Source organism: Pseudoalteromonas sp. NZS71_1 (genome assembly GCF_015864305.1).
GTDB classification, from domain to species: domain Bacteria; phylum Pseudomonadota; class Gammaproteobacteria; order Enterobacterales; family Alteromonadaceae; genus Pseudoalteromonas; species Pseudoalteromonas arctica.
In genome coordinates, this window is the sequence record NZ_JADYXM010000006.1 from 75,079 (window position 1) to 91,308 (window position 16,230).

Below are 16,230 nucleotides of genomic sequence, written 5' to 3' on the forward strand. Positions count from 1 at the left end.
TTAGCGCTAACACTAAAACAACATTGAGTATCACATTCATGTTCCTTGGTATCGATTTAGGCACTTCAGGTGTAAAAGTAATTATTTTAGACGAGCAAGACCAATTGCTTGCTCAAGCAAGTGGATCTCTAAGCGTTTCACGCCCAGCACCACTTTTTTCTGAGCAAAACCCTTCAGATTGGTGGCTTGCTACCTGTAGTGCAATCGAGGAGCTTAAAAATACTCACCCTGCATTACTAAAATCGGTAAAGTCTGTGGGCCTTTCTGGGCAAATGCATGGCGCTACGCTGCTTGATAAAAACAATAATATTATTCGCCCAGCCATTTTATGGAACGACGGGCGCAGTGCAGCACAATGTGTAGAGCTTGAAAAACGCGAACCAAATTCTCGTAATATTACCGGCAACATAGTAATGCCTGGTTTTACTGCGCCTAAATTGGTGTGGTTAAAAGAGTTTGAACCAGAAAACTTTGCAAAAGTAGCCAAAGTATTATTACCAAAAGACTACCTACGCTTTTTAATGACCGGTGATTTTGCATCAGACATGTCTGACTCAGCAGGCACACTGTGGCTAGACGTAGAAAAAAGAGCATGGTCGCAAAAAATGCTTAGCGCTTGCGACTTAACAGAGCAGCACATGCCTACCCTTTTTGAGGGCACACAAATTACTGGCAAATTAACAGCCCAAGTTGCTGCTAAATGGGGTATGGAACAAGTACCTGTTGTTGCAGGTGGTGGCGATAATGCCGCAGGCGCTGCCGGTGTTGGCGTAGTAAGGCCTAAACAAGCGTTTTTGTCATTAGGTACTTCGGGCGTTTACTTTGTAGCTAACGATAAATACCTGCCTAACCCAGAAGGTGCTGTACATACTTTTTGTCATTGCATTGAAAACACCTGGCACCAAATGTCAGTGGTGTTAAGCGCAGCAAGCTGTTTAACCTGGGTCACTAAATTAACCGGTTTTGAAAACGAAAGCGCATTGCTTGAACAAGTAAATAAATGCGATTTTAGCAAACCAAGCTCAGTGATATTTTTACCTTATTTAACTGGCGAGCGTACGCCGCATAATAACCCCGATGCCAAAGGCGTATTTTTTGGTTTAGACAGTGATACCGATGCAGCAGCCCTTGGCCGCGCAGTACTCGAGGGCGTTGCTTTTGCTTTTGCCGATGGCCAACAAGTACTGCTTGATGCCGGCGCACAAATTGACGATGTAACCGTTATTGGTGGTGGCGCTAAAAGCCCACTGTGGGGAAAAATCATCGCAAGTGTACTCAACCGCCCCCTAATTTACCGAGAAGGCTCTGAAGTTGGCCCCGCATTTGGCGCTGCAAGACTTGCCCGAATAGCAGTAACACAACTCTCTGCACAACAAGTGTGTGTTAACGGCAAAGTAACGCAAACAATTGAGCCAGACCCAGTCATGCAAAACTTTTACGCACAACAATACACAACATACAAAGCACTTTACCAAAGTGTAAAAACATACTTTTAATACACTATTATAAAATTAATGGAGCACATTATGAGCGAACAATTTTTTACAAACGTTGAAAAAATCAAATTTGAGGGTGAAAACTCTAAAAACCCATTTGCATTTCGTTACTACGACGAAAACCAAGTAGTGCTTGGCAAAACAATGAAAGAACATTTACGTTTTGCAGCCTGTTACTGGCATAACTTTTGTTCTACAGGGTTTGATATTTTTGGTGAAGGTACGTTTGACCGTCCTTGGATCCAACCTGTAGGCAATCAATTAGAACTTGCTGAACAAAAAGTAAAAGTAGCCTTTGAATTTTATGAAAAATTAGGCGTTCCTTACTTTTGTTTTCATGATGTTGATATTGCCCCTGAAGGCAAAACACTACAAGAAAGCCACGATAACGTAACGCACATAGCTAACATTATCGAAAAAGAAATGCAGCGTACAGGTGTAAAACTACTGTGGGGTACTGCTAACTTATTCTCAAATCAGCGTTTTTGTGCCGGTGGTGCAACAAACCCTAATCCTAATACGTATGCATATGCAGCAGCACAAGTTAAACATGCAATGGAAATTACGCATCGTTTAGGCGGCGAAAACTACGTACTTTGGGGTGGTCGTGAAGGTTACGACACGCTACTAAATACAGACCTTGCACAAGAAAGCGAACAGTACGCACGCTTTTTGAAAATGGTTGTAGAGCACAAGAAAAAAATTGGTTTTAAAGGCACATTATTAATTGAGCCAAAACCACAAGAGCCAACTAAGCACCAGTACGATTACGATACAGCAACGGTTGCAGGCTTTTTATACAAGCACGGCTTACAAGACGAAATTAAAGTAAACATTGAAGCAAACCATGCAACACTTGCGGGTCATAGCTTCCACCACGAAATTGCAGTTGCTTGCGCAGAAGGCATTATGGGTAGTATTGATGCTAACCGTGGCGACATGCAAAACGGTTGGGATACAGACCAATTTCCTAACGACGTAGCTGAGTGCACACTTGTTGTTTACGAAATTTTAAAAATGGGTGGTTTTACAACCGGTGGCTTTAACTTTGACACTAAACTTCGTCGTCAATCGTGTGAGCGTGATGACTTATTCATTGGCCACATTGGCGGTATGGATACGATGGCTAAAGCATTACTCAATGCAGCAGCAATGATTGAAGGTGGCGAGCTGACTGATTTTGTTGAAAAACGTTACGCTGGTTGGAAAGAAGACCTAGGTCAAAGCATTCTAAATGGTGAGCAATCACTTGAGAGCCTTTCAGCCTTAGTACACGAGAACAACATCGATCCTAAGCAAGTTTCTGGTCGCCAAGAACTGCTTGAGAATATTGTTAACCGCTACGTATAAGGACATCGCCTCGGTTTTAAAGCCGAGGCGTACATCATTATGAACTTGTTAGAACAACTCAAAAAAGTAACCACGGTCGTTGCCGACAGTGGCGATGTAGAGTCAATCAAAGCCCTACAACCGGTTGATGCAACAACCAATCCTTCGTTAATTTTACAAGCTGCAAAATTACCTCAATATAAACATTTAATTGAAGACGCTATACAAAAAGCTGGCAACAACGTTGACGCTATATGCGACCAACTTATTGTTAACTTTGGCTGTGAAATACTAAAAGTAATACCTGGGCGTATATCGAGCGAAGTAGATGCGCGTTTATCGTTTGATACCCAAGCAAGTATTGCCAAAGGGCGTAAGCTTATTTCACTTTACGAGCAAGCGGGTATTTCAAAAGACCGCGTACTTATTAAACTTGCTTCAACATGGGAAGGCATTAAAGCCGCCGAGCAGTTAGAAAAAGAAGGCATTAAGTGTAACTTAACGCTGCTTTTTTCGATGGCTCAAGCCATTGCGTGCGCACAAGCTAACGTAACGCTTATATCTCCGTTTGTTGGTCGTATTCTTGATTGGTACAAAGCCCGCGATAATAAAGAATATACCCCAAGCGAAGATCCTGGTGTGCAGTCGGTTACAGGTATTTATCAGTACTATAAAAAGTACGATTATAAAACCGTGGTAATGGGCGCAAGCTTTAGAAACATTCAGGAAATAATCGAACTTGCTGGCTGCGATTTACTGACTATCTCGCCATCATTACTCAATGATTTACAAAGCCAAAAAGGTGAACTGGTTACAAAGCTTGACGCTGCAAACATTGCCAAAGCACCGCAAAGCGACATAACCCCACTCACCCACGAGCAATTTTTATGGCAGCACAACGAAGATCCAATGGCCAGCGAAAAGCTCGGTGAAGGTATTCGTAACTTTGCCAAAGATCAGCGTGTTTTGGCTAAATTGGTTGAAGACTTACTAAACTAATTTCCCTCAAGCCTGCTACATAACGTGCGGGCTTTTTTAATTTTATTTGAGGTAATACATGACTCAACTTTCTTCTCGTGCGCCTTTTGCTAATGCCATTCGTGCACTCAGTATGGATGCGGTACAGCAAGCAAACTCAGGGCATCCGGGCGCACCTATGGGTATGGCCGATATAGCCGAAGTACTGTGGAACGATTTTTTAAACCACAATCCAACCGATCCAAATTGGCCAAACCGAGACCGCTTTGTACTTAGTAACGGTCACGGCTCTATGCTTATTTATTCTTTATTGCATTTAAGCGGGTACGAACTACCACTTAGCGAGCTTAAACAATTTAGACAAATGCATTCAAAAACCCCAGGTCACCCTGAATACGGTTATACCCCAGGTGTTGAAACAACCACAGGCCCGCTTGGCGCAGGTTTATCAAACGCTGTAGGTATGGCCATTGCCGAAAAAGCCCTAGCAGCGCAATTTAACAAAGAGAGTTTTGATATTGTTGATCATTACACTTACTGTTTTATGGGTGATGGCTGTTTAATGGAAGGCATATCGCACGAAGCATGTTCGCTTGCAGGCACATTAGGCCTGGGTAAACTTATTGCTTTTTGGGACGATAACGGCATATCTATCGACGGACACGTTGAGGGCTGGTTTACCGACGACACCGCTAAACGCTTTGATGCTTACGGCTGGCATGTAATAAAAGATATTGACGGTCACGACCCAGAACAAATTGCCAGCGCCATTGCACAAGCAAAACAAGTGAGCGATAAACCTACTCTACTTTGTTGTAAAACCGTGATTGGTTTTGGCTCGCCAAATAAATCAGGCTCGCACGACTGCCATGGCTCGCCATTAGGTAATGACGAAATAACTGCGGCGCGCAAATTTTTAAACCTCCCAAATGAAGCATTTAGTATCAGTGATGATATTTACACCCATTGGGACGCTAAACAAAGCGGTGATAAAAAACAAAAACAATGGCAACAACTGTTTAGCGACTACACCAAAAGCCACCCAGAGCTTGCCAAAGAATTTGAACGCCGCGTAATTAAACGCACCCTGCCTGAAAACTTTGAAGCTATTGCAAACGACTACATTACACAGTGCGATAAAGACGCTGCCAATATTGCCAGCCGAAAAGCCTCGCAAAACACTATTGAAGCCTTTGCCCCGCATTTACCAGAGTTATTGGGTGGCTCTGCCGATTTAGCTGGTTCTAATTTAACGCTGTGGTCTGGCTCTAAAGGCATAAGCGCAGATGACGCCAGCGGTAATTACCTATTTTATGGCGTGCGCGAGTTCGGTATGAGCGGTATTATGAATGGCATATCACTGCACAGTGGTTTTATTAATTACGGCGCTACATTTTTAATGTTTATGGAATATGCCCGTAACGCAGTAAGAATGTCGGCACTTATGGGTATTCAAAATATATTTGTGTATACCCACGACTCTATAGGCCAAGGTGAAGACGGTCCAACTCACCAACCTATTGAGCAACTAGCCAACCTACGTATGACCCCAAACCTAGTCACATGGCGCCCATGTGACGCAGTAGAAACTGCAGTATCGTGGAAAAACGCGATACAAAATCAGCAGCAACCTACTGCGCTTATTTTTAGTCGCCAAGGGCTAAACCACCAGCCACGCAGCGCTCAGCAAATTAGCGACATAGAAAAAGGCGGCTACATTCTTAGCGAAAGCAATAAAGCACCTGAGCTTATTTTAATTGCAACGGGTTCTGAAGTTGATTTAGCAATGCAAGCCGCAAAAGAGCTGACAGCACAAGGTGTTGCAGTGCGTGTGGTATCAATGCCAAGCACCACATTGTTTGACCTGCAATCAGACGATTATAAGCAAAGTGTACTGCCAAACTCAGTTGTAAACCGTATTGCAATTGAAACATCACACCAAGATTACTGGCTTAAATATGTAGGCTTACAAGGCAAAGTAATTGGTATGAGCACTTTTGGTGAGTCGGCGCCAGGTAATGTGTTATTAGAGCATTTTGGCTTTACCACCAAAAATGTAGTGAGCACCGCGCAGGCGTTAATTAAAGCCAACGCTTAATATATTTAGTACGCGTAATGCGCTAAATAATCCAAACTTTATCCAATTAATGCGCTAAGCCTCCCAAAGCTCGGCGCATTTTTACAATTAACAAACAAAGGTGAACTATGAAATACTTACTATTAATTATGCTTTTTAGTGCAAGTACTAGTTTTAACGCATGGGCAAATGACGAGCAAAATGATGAACTAATGCTAACGATTTTTTTAAAACACGACCAATCAAAAAATCTCTCTGAAATAAAAGAAATACTCAACAACGCTAACTTTTACAAACATTTTCCGCCAGAGGGCGCAACGGTAGAATCTTGGAAAGTAATGATGGGCATAGGGCAAGTAGTCACTTTGCGCTTTCCGGCAGCGCTGTTACCAAAAGTAAACTTATCGATTGAACGTTATGGTTGGAAAGCTTACAGCACTGAGTTTTACCCAACTTACGATCTGTACCCAACCGTAAAAGAAGAAATTAAAAAAGCTAGAGCGAACAATTAAAAGAGTAACCATCATGACAACTTCACTTGTTCAATACACGCTAAGTAATGAGGTAAACGATACTATTTCTATTATTAACTACGGTGCCCGGCTTACCAGCTGGGTTACCCATATTGATAATAAAAAACGAAATATTATACTTGGTTATTCTAATATTAATGACTATTTGAACGACACGTTTTACTTAGGCGCTATAGCCGGCCCTTATGCAAACAGGCTAAGTAACGCCCAAATAAACATTGATGATAAAACCTATGTACTTAATAAAAACGAAGGAGTAAACCAACTTCACGGCGGCCAAAAAGCATTAAGCGACTTATTTTGGCAGCTCGATTATCATCAAAAAAATGCATTAAGTTTAAGTATTACCCTGCCTGATGGTTACAACGGCTACCCCGGTAAAACTATATTTAACGTGCTGTATACCTTTACCACTAACAGTAAAAACCAAAGTAATCTTGATATTAAATTTACGATTACCAGTAATAAAAAAACCATTGCAGGGCCAACAGCGCACCCATATTTTAATTTAAATGGCATTACTAACAGCGCACAAGGGCATACATTAAAACTGGCTGCCGCGCATTATACCCCCGTAGATACAAACGCCATTCCCACAGGTTTAATAGCCCCTGTAGCAAATACCACTTTTGACTACACAAATATGCGCGTGCTTAATAAAATCGATAAACTCGATCATAACTTTGTAACCGAGCAAGTACTTAACCTGCAAACCAATAAGCAACACGCGACGCTTACAAGCGCCGATGAAAAAGTAATGCTGAGTGTGCTTTCTAACTACCCTGCTATTCAGGTATATACAGGGCAGCACTTAAAAAATCCGTTTAACCAATTTGACGGTATTTGCTTAGAGCCGCAATTTTGCCCCGACAGCCCCAATAACCCACACTTCCCATTTAGCTATTTAACACCACAAGTGCCTTTACAAACGCATATTAGTTACTGCTTAACTAAAACCAATAAAAAATAGCTATTTTATAAACCAAAAAAGGATCGCTATTAAGCGATCCTTTGCGGGAGGTTAAATACTTAGTGCGATTATAAATCGCTTACAAAGCTTTTAAGTTTTAGCTCACGGTCAATTAATAATGGGTAATCGGTGCGCCCTTGCATTGGCCAATCGTTACGCCAAGTGCGTGCATCGCTTATGCCCCAAAATGTAACGCGGCTTACTTTATCATCATGTTTTTTAAGTATGTCGAACACGGCTTTATAGCGCTCGCCTAACTGGGTGTTTACTTCACTAGGTAAACCATTCGGGTATGGGTTAAAGCGCTCTTGTAGCGCAATATCTAACGAAATATCAGCGCCTTGCTCTTCACCTTCAGGGAACGGTAATACCGAAATATCAAGCTCGGTTATCATCACATCAATACCCGTTGCAGCGTATGCCACAATAGAGTCTTCCATTAACGAGAGCTCTGGGTTATCAAGCGAATAATGCGCTTGCATACCAATACCATCAATTTGAATACCTTTGCTTTGCAAATTTTTAATAAGCGCAATTGCACCGGCTCTTTTTTCTGGCTTATACAAGTTGTAATCGTTGTAGTATAACTTGGTATTAGGCGCAGCCTGCTTAGCGTATTTAAACGCGTATTCTATAAAGTCGTCACCAATAATGGTGCTCCATTTAGATTCACGCAGTGTGCCGTCTTCGTTAAGTGCTTCGTTTACCACGTCCCATGCAAAAATACGGTTTTTATAACGCCCTGCAACAGTATTAATATGGTTTTGCATACGCTTAAGTAATGCGTCGCGAGTAAGTGGTTCGCCTTGCTCGTCTTCAAAAACCCAATCAGGTGTTTGCGAATGCCACACTAATGTATGCCCAACTAATTCTTGGCTGTTCTCTTGTGCGTACTGAACTAGCGCATCAGCGGCTTCAAAGTCATACGTTTCTAGCTCTGGGTGTATACGCTCCCACTTCATTGAGTTTTCTGGCGTAAAAGTATTAAATTGCGCTTTAGCTACGTTTAAATATTCAGGCAAAGCCCCTAATATTTGGTCGCGGCTAATCGCTGTGCCAATTTTAAAGTGGTCTTTAAATTGCGCTTTAAGCGTTATTTGCTCCGGCGCTTTTTGCAATTTTAATGTCGGTTTACTTTGCTCTGCTGAGTCATTACAGCCAAGTGCAAGGCTCGACATTCCTAATAAAATAGCAATCGTAAGTTTATTTTTATGCATGATGTACCTGTTGTGTGTTTTTTAGTGTGCAACGTAAACTTAACACCATATAGTCCTTTTGACAACAACGTTTTATTAAAATAGACTGAACAAAAATAACACAGCATACATTCCTTAATCACACACTTTACTAGCAACAAAATTAGCAAGGATACACATGAAAAAAATAACAATAAAACGGCTTCTGTTAATTAGCGTATTTTTCGCCTCATTTATATTCAGCGCCCTAATTCGCGCGGAGCAAACCTGCACTCACGTGCCCATTTGGCATAAATTAAGCTTAACCCTTGAAGGCCCGCACACCAGCGAGCTTGCCACGCCTAACCCCTTTACCGACTACCGCTTAGATGCAACATTTATCAGCCCCACTAACAGGCAATATACAGTACCTGGATATTATGCAGCCGATGCAAACACAGCTCAAACACATGCAACAGCAGGCAACAAATGGCAAGTTTTGTTTTCGCCCAACGAACTTGGCAAATGGCGCTATACACTCTCATTTGTTAAAGGCAGTAATATCGCAAGCGTGCCATTAAATACTGTTACAAACGAGCAATCAGCCGGATTTTTTGATAAACAAACAGGCGAGTTTAATGTTACCGCCGCCACTAAGTCATCCAGCAGTAAAGACTTTAAAAGCAAAGGTAAGCTTGAATACGTTAATAAACCTTATTTGCAGTTTAATGGCTCAAAAGAGTACTTTTTAAAAGCAGGTGCTAACAGTCCAGAAGTGCTGCTTGGCTTTTCAGGGTTTGATGCCACTCCCACAAAGCGTAACTACCAAGCGCACATAAAGCATTGGCAAAATAGCGACCCTACATGGCAAACAACCAATACAGAGACTGATAACAGTATTCATCAATCTTCTAAAGGCATTATTGGGCTAATAAATTATTTAGCGTCGCTTAACATCAACGCGTATTACTTTTTAACCATGAACGCCTACGGCGATGGCGACCAAGTTTGGCCATGGCTTAGCAAAACCCAAACCACACGCTACGATGTATCTAAATTAGCTCAGTGGGATATTGTATTTAGCCACATGCAGCAAAAAGGCATAATGACTCACTTTGTAATGAGCGAAACCGAAAACGAATCACTGTTTGAATGGAACGAAAGCCAGCTTAAAAACGACTTTGCTGTTAGTCGTAAAATTTACTATCGCGAGTTATTTGCCCGCTTTGGCTATCATTTAGCAACCACGTGGAATATTGGCGAAGAAAATGGCTGGCAAGATCCAAGCGGCGACGATAAACAACAAAAAGCTAATACCACAAAACAAAGAAAGCAATTTGCCGATTACTTTCAATCACTCACCTACTACCCTGAGCATATTGTGATACATAACGGCCCGTCGCTCGACTACCACATTTACGATAAACCAAACGACAACATTTTGGGCTACCCCGCCTACACAGGGGCAAGCTTACAAGGTGAACTTAAAACTAACACCACTTACGGCGATGTTTTAAAGTACCGCCAGCTTACTCAAAACAATCCTCACCCGTGGGTGATTACCATGGACGAGGCCTATATTTACGAGTATGCAAACAATGTAGATACGTGGCGTAAAAGTAACGTGTGGGCCACATTTATGGCAGGTGGCGCAGGTATTGAGTTTTATTTAGGCGGTGGCGGCGACCTAACAGAGCAAGATTTAACACCATACAAAGATTACTATTTAGCGATGACCAACGCCGTTGCGTTTTTTCAAAAATACGTGCCAGTTACAAAGCTTACACCCACCCCAGAGCTTACAAAAACAGGCTGGGCGTTAAGTGATAACTCAACGTTTTACTTATTTTATTTTAGTAACGCAAGCCAAGCTCAGGTCACATTACCAAACGCGTGTTATACCCTCGGCTGGTTTAACCCACGAACTAACAACTACATAAACGGCAAACGCTTTTGTGTAAATACCGCAATTAGTACACAACTAGCAACACCACCCAACACACCAAACAACGACTGGGTTTATTTAATTAACCTAAGCGTTAAATAATAAGGATTACAACCATGAACCATTTAACAGTTAAACATTGTGTAACCGGCGCATTACTTACAGCCGCAGCCACCATAGCATTACCTGTAAACGCAGCAGATAAACCCACACAACTTACATCAGCTATTGTAAGTCAAAAAGACGCGCACATTACTCACTACGAAGGCGGCGATTTTCATACCTACTTTTATGGCGATACACCACTCACTAAAGGTGCTATTACGGGCGTTGTGGTTATTAAACCTAATAACGAAATACATCCTGCCCACCAGCATCCCGATGAAGAATACCTAATGATTCTCGAGGGCTCAGGCACGTGGACGCTTAATGGCAAAAGCCAGCCAGCGCATACTGGAGATATTTTATTTGCAGCCCCTAATGACCTACACGGGATCTATAACAACGGAGATGTACCGCTTAAATTTGTGGTAGTGAGGTATCAGGCTAAGTAGTTTTGATGATTTTTTAGTTTAATAGAGCAAGAGAATGATTCACAAAGAGGTTAAGAGACGCTTCGCTTTTAGAGGAAAAAACAGCCTGATATTAGATCAGGCTGTTTTTTAATTAAAACGAAATATCATCACCTTTTACTTATAAAACTTATTTAATATCTGTTCTCTTACAAAGTGATTTAAGTTATATAACGTATTAATCCCATCTAAAATATACTTATCATTCATACTAATAAAGCTATCAATCTTCAACATATTTTCAGTAGTTTTTAAGTCTGTTCTTGATGAACTAAATACTGCATTCATATCCTTTGTTGATTTTTTCTTGGCATCAGTAAATGCTTTCAAATAATCGCGATTTATAATACCCTTATTGTGAATAAATAAATTTCTACGATAAGTAAGCTCTATTATATTGTACCAATCGTCGAATCCTGTAAGATCAATGTTAAACTTATCATTGTATATTTTTTGAATAGAATCGATACCACCTCGAAGCTTTTGTACTTCTTCTTTGGCATGTGACTCTATAAAATCAGCCATATGACTATGCTTTAATACATCAATTATTGAAACTTTTTCTTTACTCATTAATGTTTTAGGAAAGGAAATATATATATGTTGTAAGCAATCTTTAAACATAGCTTCTTGCAAGGTTGCAATTTGACTAAGTACCATTTCATGAAGTATATTTCTAGTCGATGAAGACATCTTGAATGCTTTCAGGGCACTAAGTATCTCACGGGAATATTGAGAATCTAACTCTATAATTTTTTCGTCATTACTAATGGCTCTCAATAGCTTCTTTGACGTTTCTTTTAAAGCTTCATTCGTATCTGGGCAGTCTGTTGTCAGCGCTACTGAAGCATCTTCTTCTAATGACTGATGGCTCTTATTAACGAAATTAAATAGTAAATATAATTGATTATTATAGTTTTGAAATATCCATTCTAAACCTGCTTTTCCCATTCTCAATTTTTCCGATATTATTTCAATGATATCATTTTACTATTAATCACTTTAAAAACCAGTAAACCATAAATATCAATTTTAAGCCTTAGAAATACTAAAACTATTGATTCGTTTAGATAGGCAAAAAAATAGTCTGTATAAAAATACAGACTATTTAATCTGAGGTTAATTACTTTTAGTTAGGTTTATTATTCAACCAAAGTGACCGATACATCATCTACATAAAAATCTGCAGTGAGTTCACTTGACTCAACATAAAGTAAAGCGGCGCTTTCCTGCGTTGTGATTGAATGTGTGTAAGTGCCCGAAAGCTGTACCCAGTCACCCGCGTTAACGGTAGTGACGGGTGTAAGCTCAAGGTACTCGGTGCTAGTGTGCTCTATTTGTAGCGTGAGTTTTATTCCTGGCGACACTGTTGTGCTGTCGTCAGATAACTTAACCCACGCAGATACGTTATACGTTTCACCTGCGCTAAATAAGCCTTTTATATCCTTTTGTATGCCATTCCACGTTTCAGTTCGCCCTTGTACTAAAGCGCTATTATTGCCACTGTGGGCTTGGGTTGTTTCAAGAGTTACACTTGCACTACCACGGGCTTGCCATGAATCTAGTCCGTCTTCAAAGTCGCCATTACTTAGCAGTTCTGATGAAGGTGCTGGTTCAGCTACTTCAATTAGCTCTTTTAATGCATTAGCAAATCCTTGCAAGGCAGGCTTTGCAGTAAAGTCATTAAAAAATAACAGTGGCCATTCTGTTGTTGGCTCTGGCCAGTTTTGTAACCAACTATCCTCGTCAATTACGCCCCAAATAGTAATGCCACCGCGTTGATCTTCAGGTACCGTTTCTAAGTATGTTTTAACAATATCGTAGTAGTACTGCTTTTGTTCGTCCGCTCTTTCACTGGTTAGGTAAGTTAGAGGAATGCCGCCTTCGTTGTTCATACGAACATCTAGCTCGGTAATTTTTACTTTGATTTTAGGGCGAATATCGACCACTTTTTGAAGATGTGCCTGAATGGTTGAAATATCAGGGCTGTTGAGTGAAATATGAGATTGAAACCCTATACCATCAATAGGCACGCCATTGTTTTGAAAATCGTTAACCATAGATATAACGGCATCTAATTTATCGGCATTCCAAATCAGGTTGTAATCGTTGTAGTATAAGTCGGCATCAGGATCGGCTGCTCTTGCTGCTTTATATGATAACGGTAAAAATTCAGCACCTATATTTTCAAACCATACAGATTCGTCGGCACTGTCGTTTGTAGTTTTTTCACCACGGTATTTACCATTTTCCATAAACGCTTCGTTAACTACATCCCAGCTAACGACGGTATCGTTATCGCCTTCTTCTTCAAAGTGAGTGGCAACTTGAGTGATGTGATTTTCCATCATGGTTATCCATGCGGCTTTATCACCTTGAAAACTCTGCATCCAAGGCGCAATTTGCGAGTGCCAAACAAAAACATGGCCATGTATAGTAAGTGAGTTGTCTTTGGCGTAGTTAACTAGCTCATCAGAATCATCGTAAAAAAATTCACCTTGAGTTGGTTGTAAATAGGTAGGCTTCATAATGTTTTCAGCAGAGAGTTGATTAAAGTGTTGTTCAATAATCGTTTTAATCTCTGGTCTGTCTATTATGCTGTTACCAAATCCACCCGCAGGAACAGCTACACCAATATTAAAATTAGGTGCTAATGCTTTTAAACTTTGTGCTGTCACTTCGCTGTATTGAACATCAGGTATTTCTTCTGCTGGTACATCGTCTAAAATAAAGCCTGAAAATTCGTCTAAGTATATAGACTTGTTAATGTTTTCTTCTTTTGAAAAGTGAATTGCCAGCCTAACTAAGGAGTCAGCTTCGGCTGTTGCGGCTGTTAATGTTATTTTTTGCCACTCGCCTGTGAGTGTTTCTTTTACTAGGCTAAGTTGGCCATAATCTGGCGCAGGTGTTTGAATCCAAAAATCGGCACTGGTTCCCTCTTCACCTTTGGCCCAAACACTAAACTCGTAATTTTTACCTCCGGTGATAGGAAGGTCTTCATAAGCTATTTCAATTCCCCAAGGGTTGTCACCCAATGTATTAACAATAACCTCAGCTGCTTTGGTGCCTTTGTAAGTATTAACGCCTTCTTGCGATTCAATTATCTCTATAGTAGAAGTAGCGCTTGATTCTTGGTCTGGTCTAAATACCCAATTTCCGACGGGCGTTGTTTGCCCTGTAGTGTCTTCTTCAAACCCACCATTTGCTATTTCAGCTGCTATTGGCGCTTCAGGCGCTGGAGTATCAGGGGCTACTACTTCCGGTATGGGTTCAGGCACCGGTGTATCTTTATTATCCCCCCCGCACGCCATTAATAGTGATACTAAGGTCACTAATCCGGTGTTACGAAAAATCGATTTATTCATTTTTTATTCCTTAGACTAAAGCAATAAATGAGTCGTTTATAAACTAGGTGCAGTAAAGCCATTTGAGTGAATAAAATATGATAAGAGTATTTCTACTGCATCATCAAAAGCTATTATTCAATATGACTACAACTAATTAGAAAAACAAACAGTCATTTATATTTATTATTTTAATATCTCTTCAAACGTTAATATTTACTTTGTACAACGGTACAAATATAAATTTAAAATCATAAAGTTATAGTTAAGGTTTAAATTAAAATTTATTGTTTTATATCGTGTGTGTGAATATGCAATCATAAAATTAACCTAAAACCAACATTGTTATAGTCTATTTAACAATAAGGATCAAGACTAAAATTTGACCCGTTTCTTATTGAGTATGCTTTGAGTTTGATTTAAGTCTGATAAAAATAATTAAATAGAAGGTGTAAGTGATACTTGTGCTTGTATTACTTAGGTAAGATCAAGGTTTACCAGCTAATCGCTTAGTAAAATAACTTTTATTTGCCTCCATATAAAAATTTGCAAACAAAAAAAGCCGAGTATTTAAAAATACTCGGCTTTGACTACACAATGCGATTTACTTAACTACATCAGCAATGGTTTTAATAACTGGCTTAGGGTTTAAATTACGATCCCATAGTAATGGGTAGTTTGTTCTGTTTGGGATTGGGTAGTCGTTTTTCCACGACATACCATCGTGTAATCCCCAAAAGGTTACGCGGTCTATCTTGTCGCGCTTTGCATAAAACAATTCAAACAAGGCTTTATAACGGGCGTTTAGTTGCGCCTCTACGTCGCTTGGCAAGCCATTTTTGTAAGGGTCGAGGTAGGTTTCAAACTCTTCTAGCTGAAACTGTGGTTTCATCATATCGGTGCCGGTAATTTGCCCTTCTTTTGTTAAAGGCAGCACGTCTATATCAAGCTCGGTGATCATCACTTTTATACCCAGCGCGGCATATGCATCGATGGCTTGTTCAATGTATTGCATTTTAGGAAAGTTAAGCCCCCAGTGCGCTTGTATGCCAATGCCGTCGATTCGAATACCCTCTTTTTGCAGCATTTTGATCATGCGTATAATGCCGTCTCTTTTTTCTGGTCGCCATGCATTAAAATCGTTGTAGTAAAGCTCGGTACTAGGTGAATACTGCTGGGCGTATTTAAACGCGGCTTTTACCATAGTATCGCCATCGCCTACGCGGTTAACCCACACAGTTGGGCGATAAGAGCCATCATCAGCAATCACTTCGTTAACTACATCCCACGCATCTACTTTGTTTTTATAGCGCCCTGCTACAAGCTCTATGTGTTTACGCATTTGCTCTAATTGCTCTGCTGGGGTATTTGGCTCATTTTTGCTATTTGTAAAAAACCAGTCAGGCGTTTGGTTATGCCACACTAAGGTGTGGGCTACGGTAAACATGTTATTTTGCTTGGCAAAATCTATAAACGCATCTGCACCACTAAAATCGACCTTACCTTGCTGTGGGTAAATTACTTCTGCTTTCATGGCGTTTTCTAGGGTGACTGTATTAAATTGCTTAGCAATAATTGACTGCGCGGCTGCGTTTTTGCCTGTCACTATATCTTGATTTACAGCAACCCCCATTTTGAATGAGTCTGCAAAGGTGTTTTTAAGAGCTTGGTCTTGTGCAGCGTTTACGCTTAATGACCCTGCAAGTAAAAGCAGGCTGAGTGTGTGTTTTTTATGCATGTGTGTGCTCCGTTGAATCGTTATTATTTTCGATAAATATCATACAACGAAAAAAATAAATGATATAGTCAAA

The 16,230-nt window shown here is 40.5% G+C and carries 12 protein-coding genes; 8 read left to right on the forward strand and 4 right to left on the reverse strand.

The features are described 5' to 3' along the window. The first annotated feature begins 38 nt into the window (after positions 1 to 38). The 6 genes from xylB to I6F43_RS11035 all read left to right on the forward strand — a co-directional run bounded on the left by xylB (position 39) and on the right by I6F43_RS11035 (position 7,383). Positions 39 to 1,496 (forward strand): xylulokinase, encoded by a 1,458-nt coding sequence (gene xylB, locus I6F43_RS11010; protein WP_197102278.1) that lies wholly within the window; start codon positions 39 to 41, stop codon positions 1,494 to 1,496. A 30-nt stretch (positions 1,497 to 1,526) separates the two neighbouring features. Beyond that, positions 1,527 to 2,846: a xylose isomerase gene (gene xylA, locus I6F43_RS11015; RefSeq protein ID WP_007375167.1), complete on the forward strand. Its 1,320-nt coding sequence runs from the start codon at positions 1,527 to 1,529 to the stop codon at positions 2,844 to 2,846. A gap of 36 nt (positions 2,847 to 2,882) precedes the next feature. Further along, complete coding sequence (gene tal / locus I6F43_RS11020) at positions 2,883 to 3,824, forward strand: transaldolase (protein ID WP_442960240.1); 942 nt, start codon at positions 2,883 to 2,885, stop codon at positions 3,822 to 3,824. Between the two features lie 58 nt (positions 3,825 to 3,882). Then, positions 3,883 to 5,901: a transketolase gene (gene tkt / locus I6F43_RS11025; protein WP_197102282.1), complete on the forward strand. Its 2,019-nt coding sequence runs from the start codon at positions 3,883 to 3,885 to the stop codon at positions 5,899 to 5,901. A gap of 107 nt (positions 5,902 to 6,008) precedes the next feature. Then, positions 6,009 to 6,392: a hypothetical protein gene (locus I6F43_RS11030; RefSeq protein WP_197102284.1), complete on the forward strand. Its 384-nt coding sequence runs from the start codon at positions 6,009 to 6,011 to the stop codon at positions 6,390 to 6,392. Between the two features lie 13 nt (positions 6,393 to 6,405). Beyond that, a complete protein-coding gene (locus I6F43_RS11035; protein WP_197102286.1) occupies positions 6,406 to 7,383 on the forward strand; it encodes an aldose epimerase family protein in 978 nt (325 codons plus the stop codon). A gap of 68 nt (positions 7,384 to 7,451) precedes the next feature. On the opposite strand, the gene I6F43_RS11040 is transcribed toward I6F43_RS11035, so the two are convergent. Further along, entirely contained in the window at positions 7,452 to 8,600 is a 1,149-nt protein-coding gene (locus I6F43_RS11040) for an endo-1,4-beta-xylanase (protein ID WP_197102288.1), read from the reverse strand. A 157-nt stretch (positions 8,601 to 8,757) separates the two neighbouring features. Between I6F43_RS11040 and I6F43_RS11045 the strand changes: the two genes are divergently transcribed. Both I6F43_RS11045 and I6F43_RS11050 read left to right on the forward strand, forming a co-directional pair. Beyond that, a complete protein-coding gene (locus I6F43_RS11045) occupies positions 8,758 to 10,605 on the forward strand; it encodes a DUF5060 domain-containing protein (protein ID WP_197102291.1) in 1,848 nt (615 codons plus the stop codon). A gap of 14 nt (positions 10,606 to 10,619) precedes the next feature. Then, a complete protein-coding gene (locus tag I6F43_RS11050; protein WP_197102293.1) occupies positions 10,620 to 11,057 on the forward strand; it encodes a cupin domain-containing protein in 438 nt (145 codons plus the stop codon). Between the two features lie 135 nt (positions 11,058 to 11,192). Here I6F43_RS11050 and I6F43_RS11055 read toward each other — a convergent pair whose 3' ends face one another. The 3 genes from I6F43_RS11055 to I6F43_RS11065 all read right to left on the reverse strand — a co-directional run bounded on the left by I6F43_RS11055 (position 11,193) and on the right by I6F43_RS11065 (position 16,157). Next, the gene (locus I6F43_RS11055; RefSeq protein ID WP_197102295.1) at positions 11,193 to 12,026 is read right to left on the reverse strand and encodes a hypothetical protein; all 834 of its coding nucleotides are present in this window, start codon (positions 12,024 to 12,026) and stop codon (positions 11,193 to 11,195) included. Between the two features lie 191 nt (positions 12,027 to 12,217). Further along, complete coding sequence (locus I6F43_RS11060) at positions 12,218 to 14,440, reverse strand: endo-1,4-beta-xylanase (RefSeq protein ID WP_197102297.1); 2,223 nt, start codon at positions 14,438 to 14,440, stop codon at positions 12,218 to 12,220. Positions 14,441 to 15,023: 583 nt separating this feature from the next. Next, on the reverse strand, positions 15,024 to 16,157 hold the full coding sequence (locus tag I6F43_RS11065) for an endo-1,4-beta-xylanase (protein WP_165721800.1): 1,134 nt from the start codon (positions 16,155 to 16,157) through the stop codon (positions 15,024 to 15,026). Between the last annotated feature and the right edge of the window lie 73 nt (positions 16,158 to 16,230).

Bases quoted from the DNA above. Each gene is read 5' to 3' on its own strand.
- xylB (WP_197102278.1), top strand. From the start codon at position 39: ATGTTCCTTGGTATCGATTTAGGCACTTCAGGTGTAAAAGTAATTATT.
- xylA (WP_007375167.1), top strand. From the start codon at position 1,527: ATGAGCGAACAATTTTTTACAAACGTTGAAAAAATCAAATTTGAGGGT.
- tkt (WP_197102282.1), top strand. From the start codon at position 3,883: ATGACTCAACTTTCTTCTCGTGCGCCTTTTGCTAATGCCATTCGTGCA.
- I6F43_RS11030 (WP_197102284.1), top strand. From the start codon at position 6,009: ATGAAATACTTACTATTAATTATGCTTTTTAGTGCAAGTACTAGTTTT.
- I6F43_RS11035 (WP_197102286.1), top strand. From the start codon at position 6,406: ATGACAACTTCACTTGTTCAATACACGCTAAGTAATGAGGTAAACGAT.
- I6F43_RS11040 (WP_197102288.1), bottom strand. From the start codon at position 8,600: ATGCATAAAAATAAACTTACGATTGCTATTTTATTAGGAATGTCGAGC.
- I6F43_RS11045 (WP_197102291.1), top strand. From the start codon at position 8,758: ATGAAAAAAATAACAATAAAACGGCTTCTGTTAATTAGCGTATTTTTC.
- I6F43_RS11050 (WP_197102293.1), top strand. From the start codon at position 10,620: ATGAACCATTTAACAGTTAAACATTGTGTAACCGGCGCATTACTTACA.
- I6F43_RS11055 (WP_197102295.1), bottom strand. From the start codon at position 12,026: ATGGGAAAAGCAGGTTTAGAATGGATATTTCAAAACTATAATAATCAA.
- I6F43_RS11060 (WP_197102297.1), bottom strand. From the start codon at position 14,440: ATGAATAAATCGATTTTTCGTAACACCGGATTAGTGACCTTAGTATCA.
- I6F43_RS11065 (WP_165721800.1), bottom strand. From the start codon at position 16,157: ATGCATAAAAAACACACACTCAGCCTGCTTTTACTTGCAGGGTCATTA.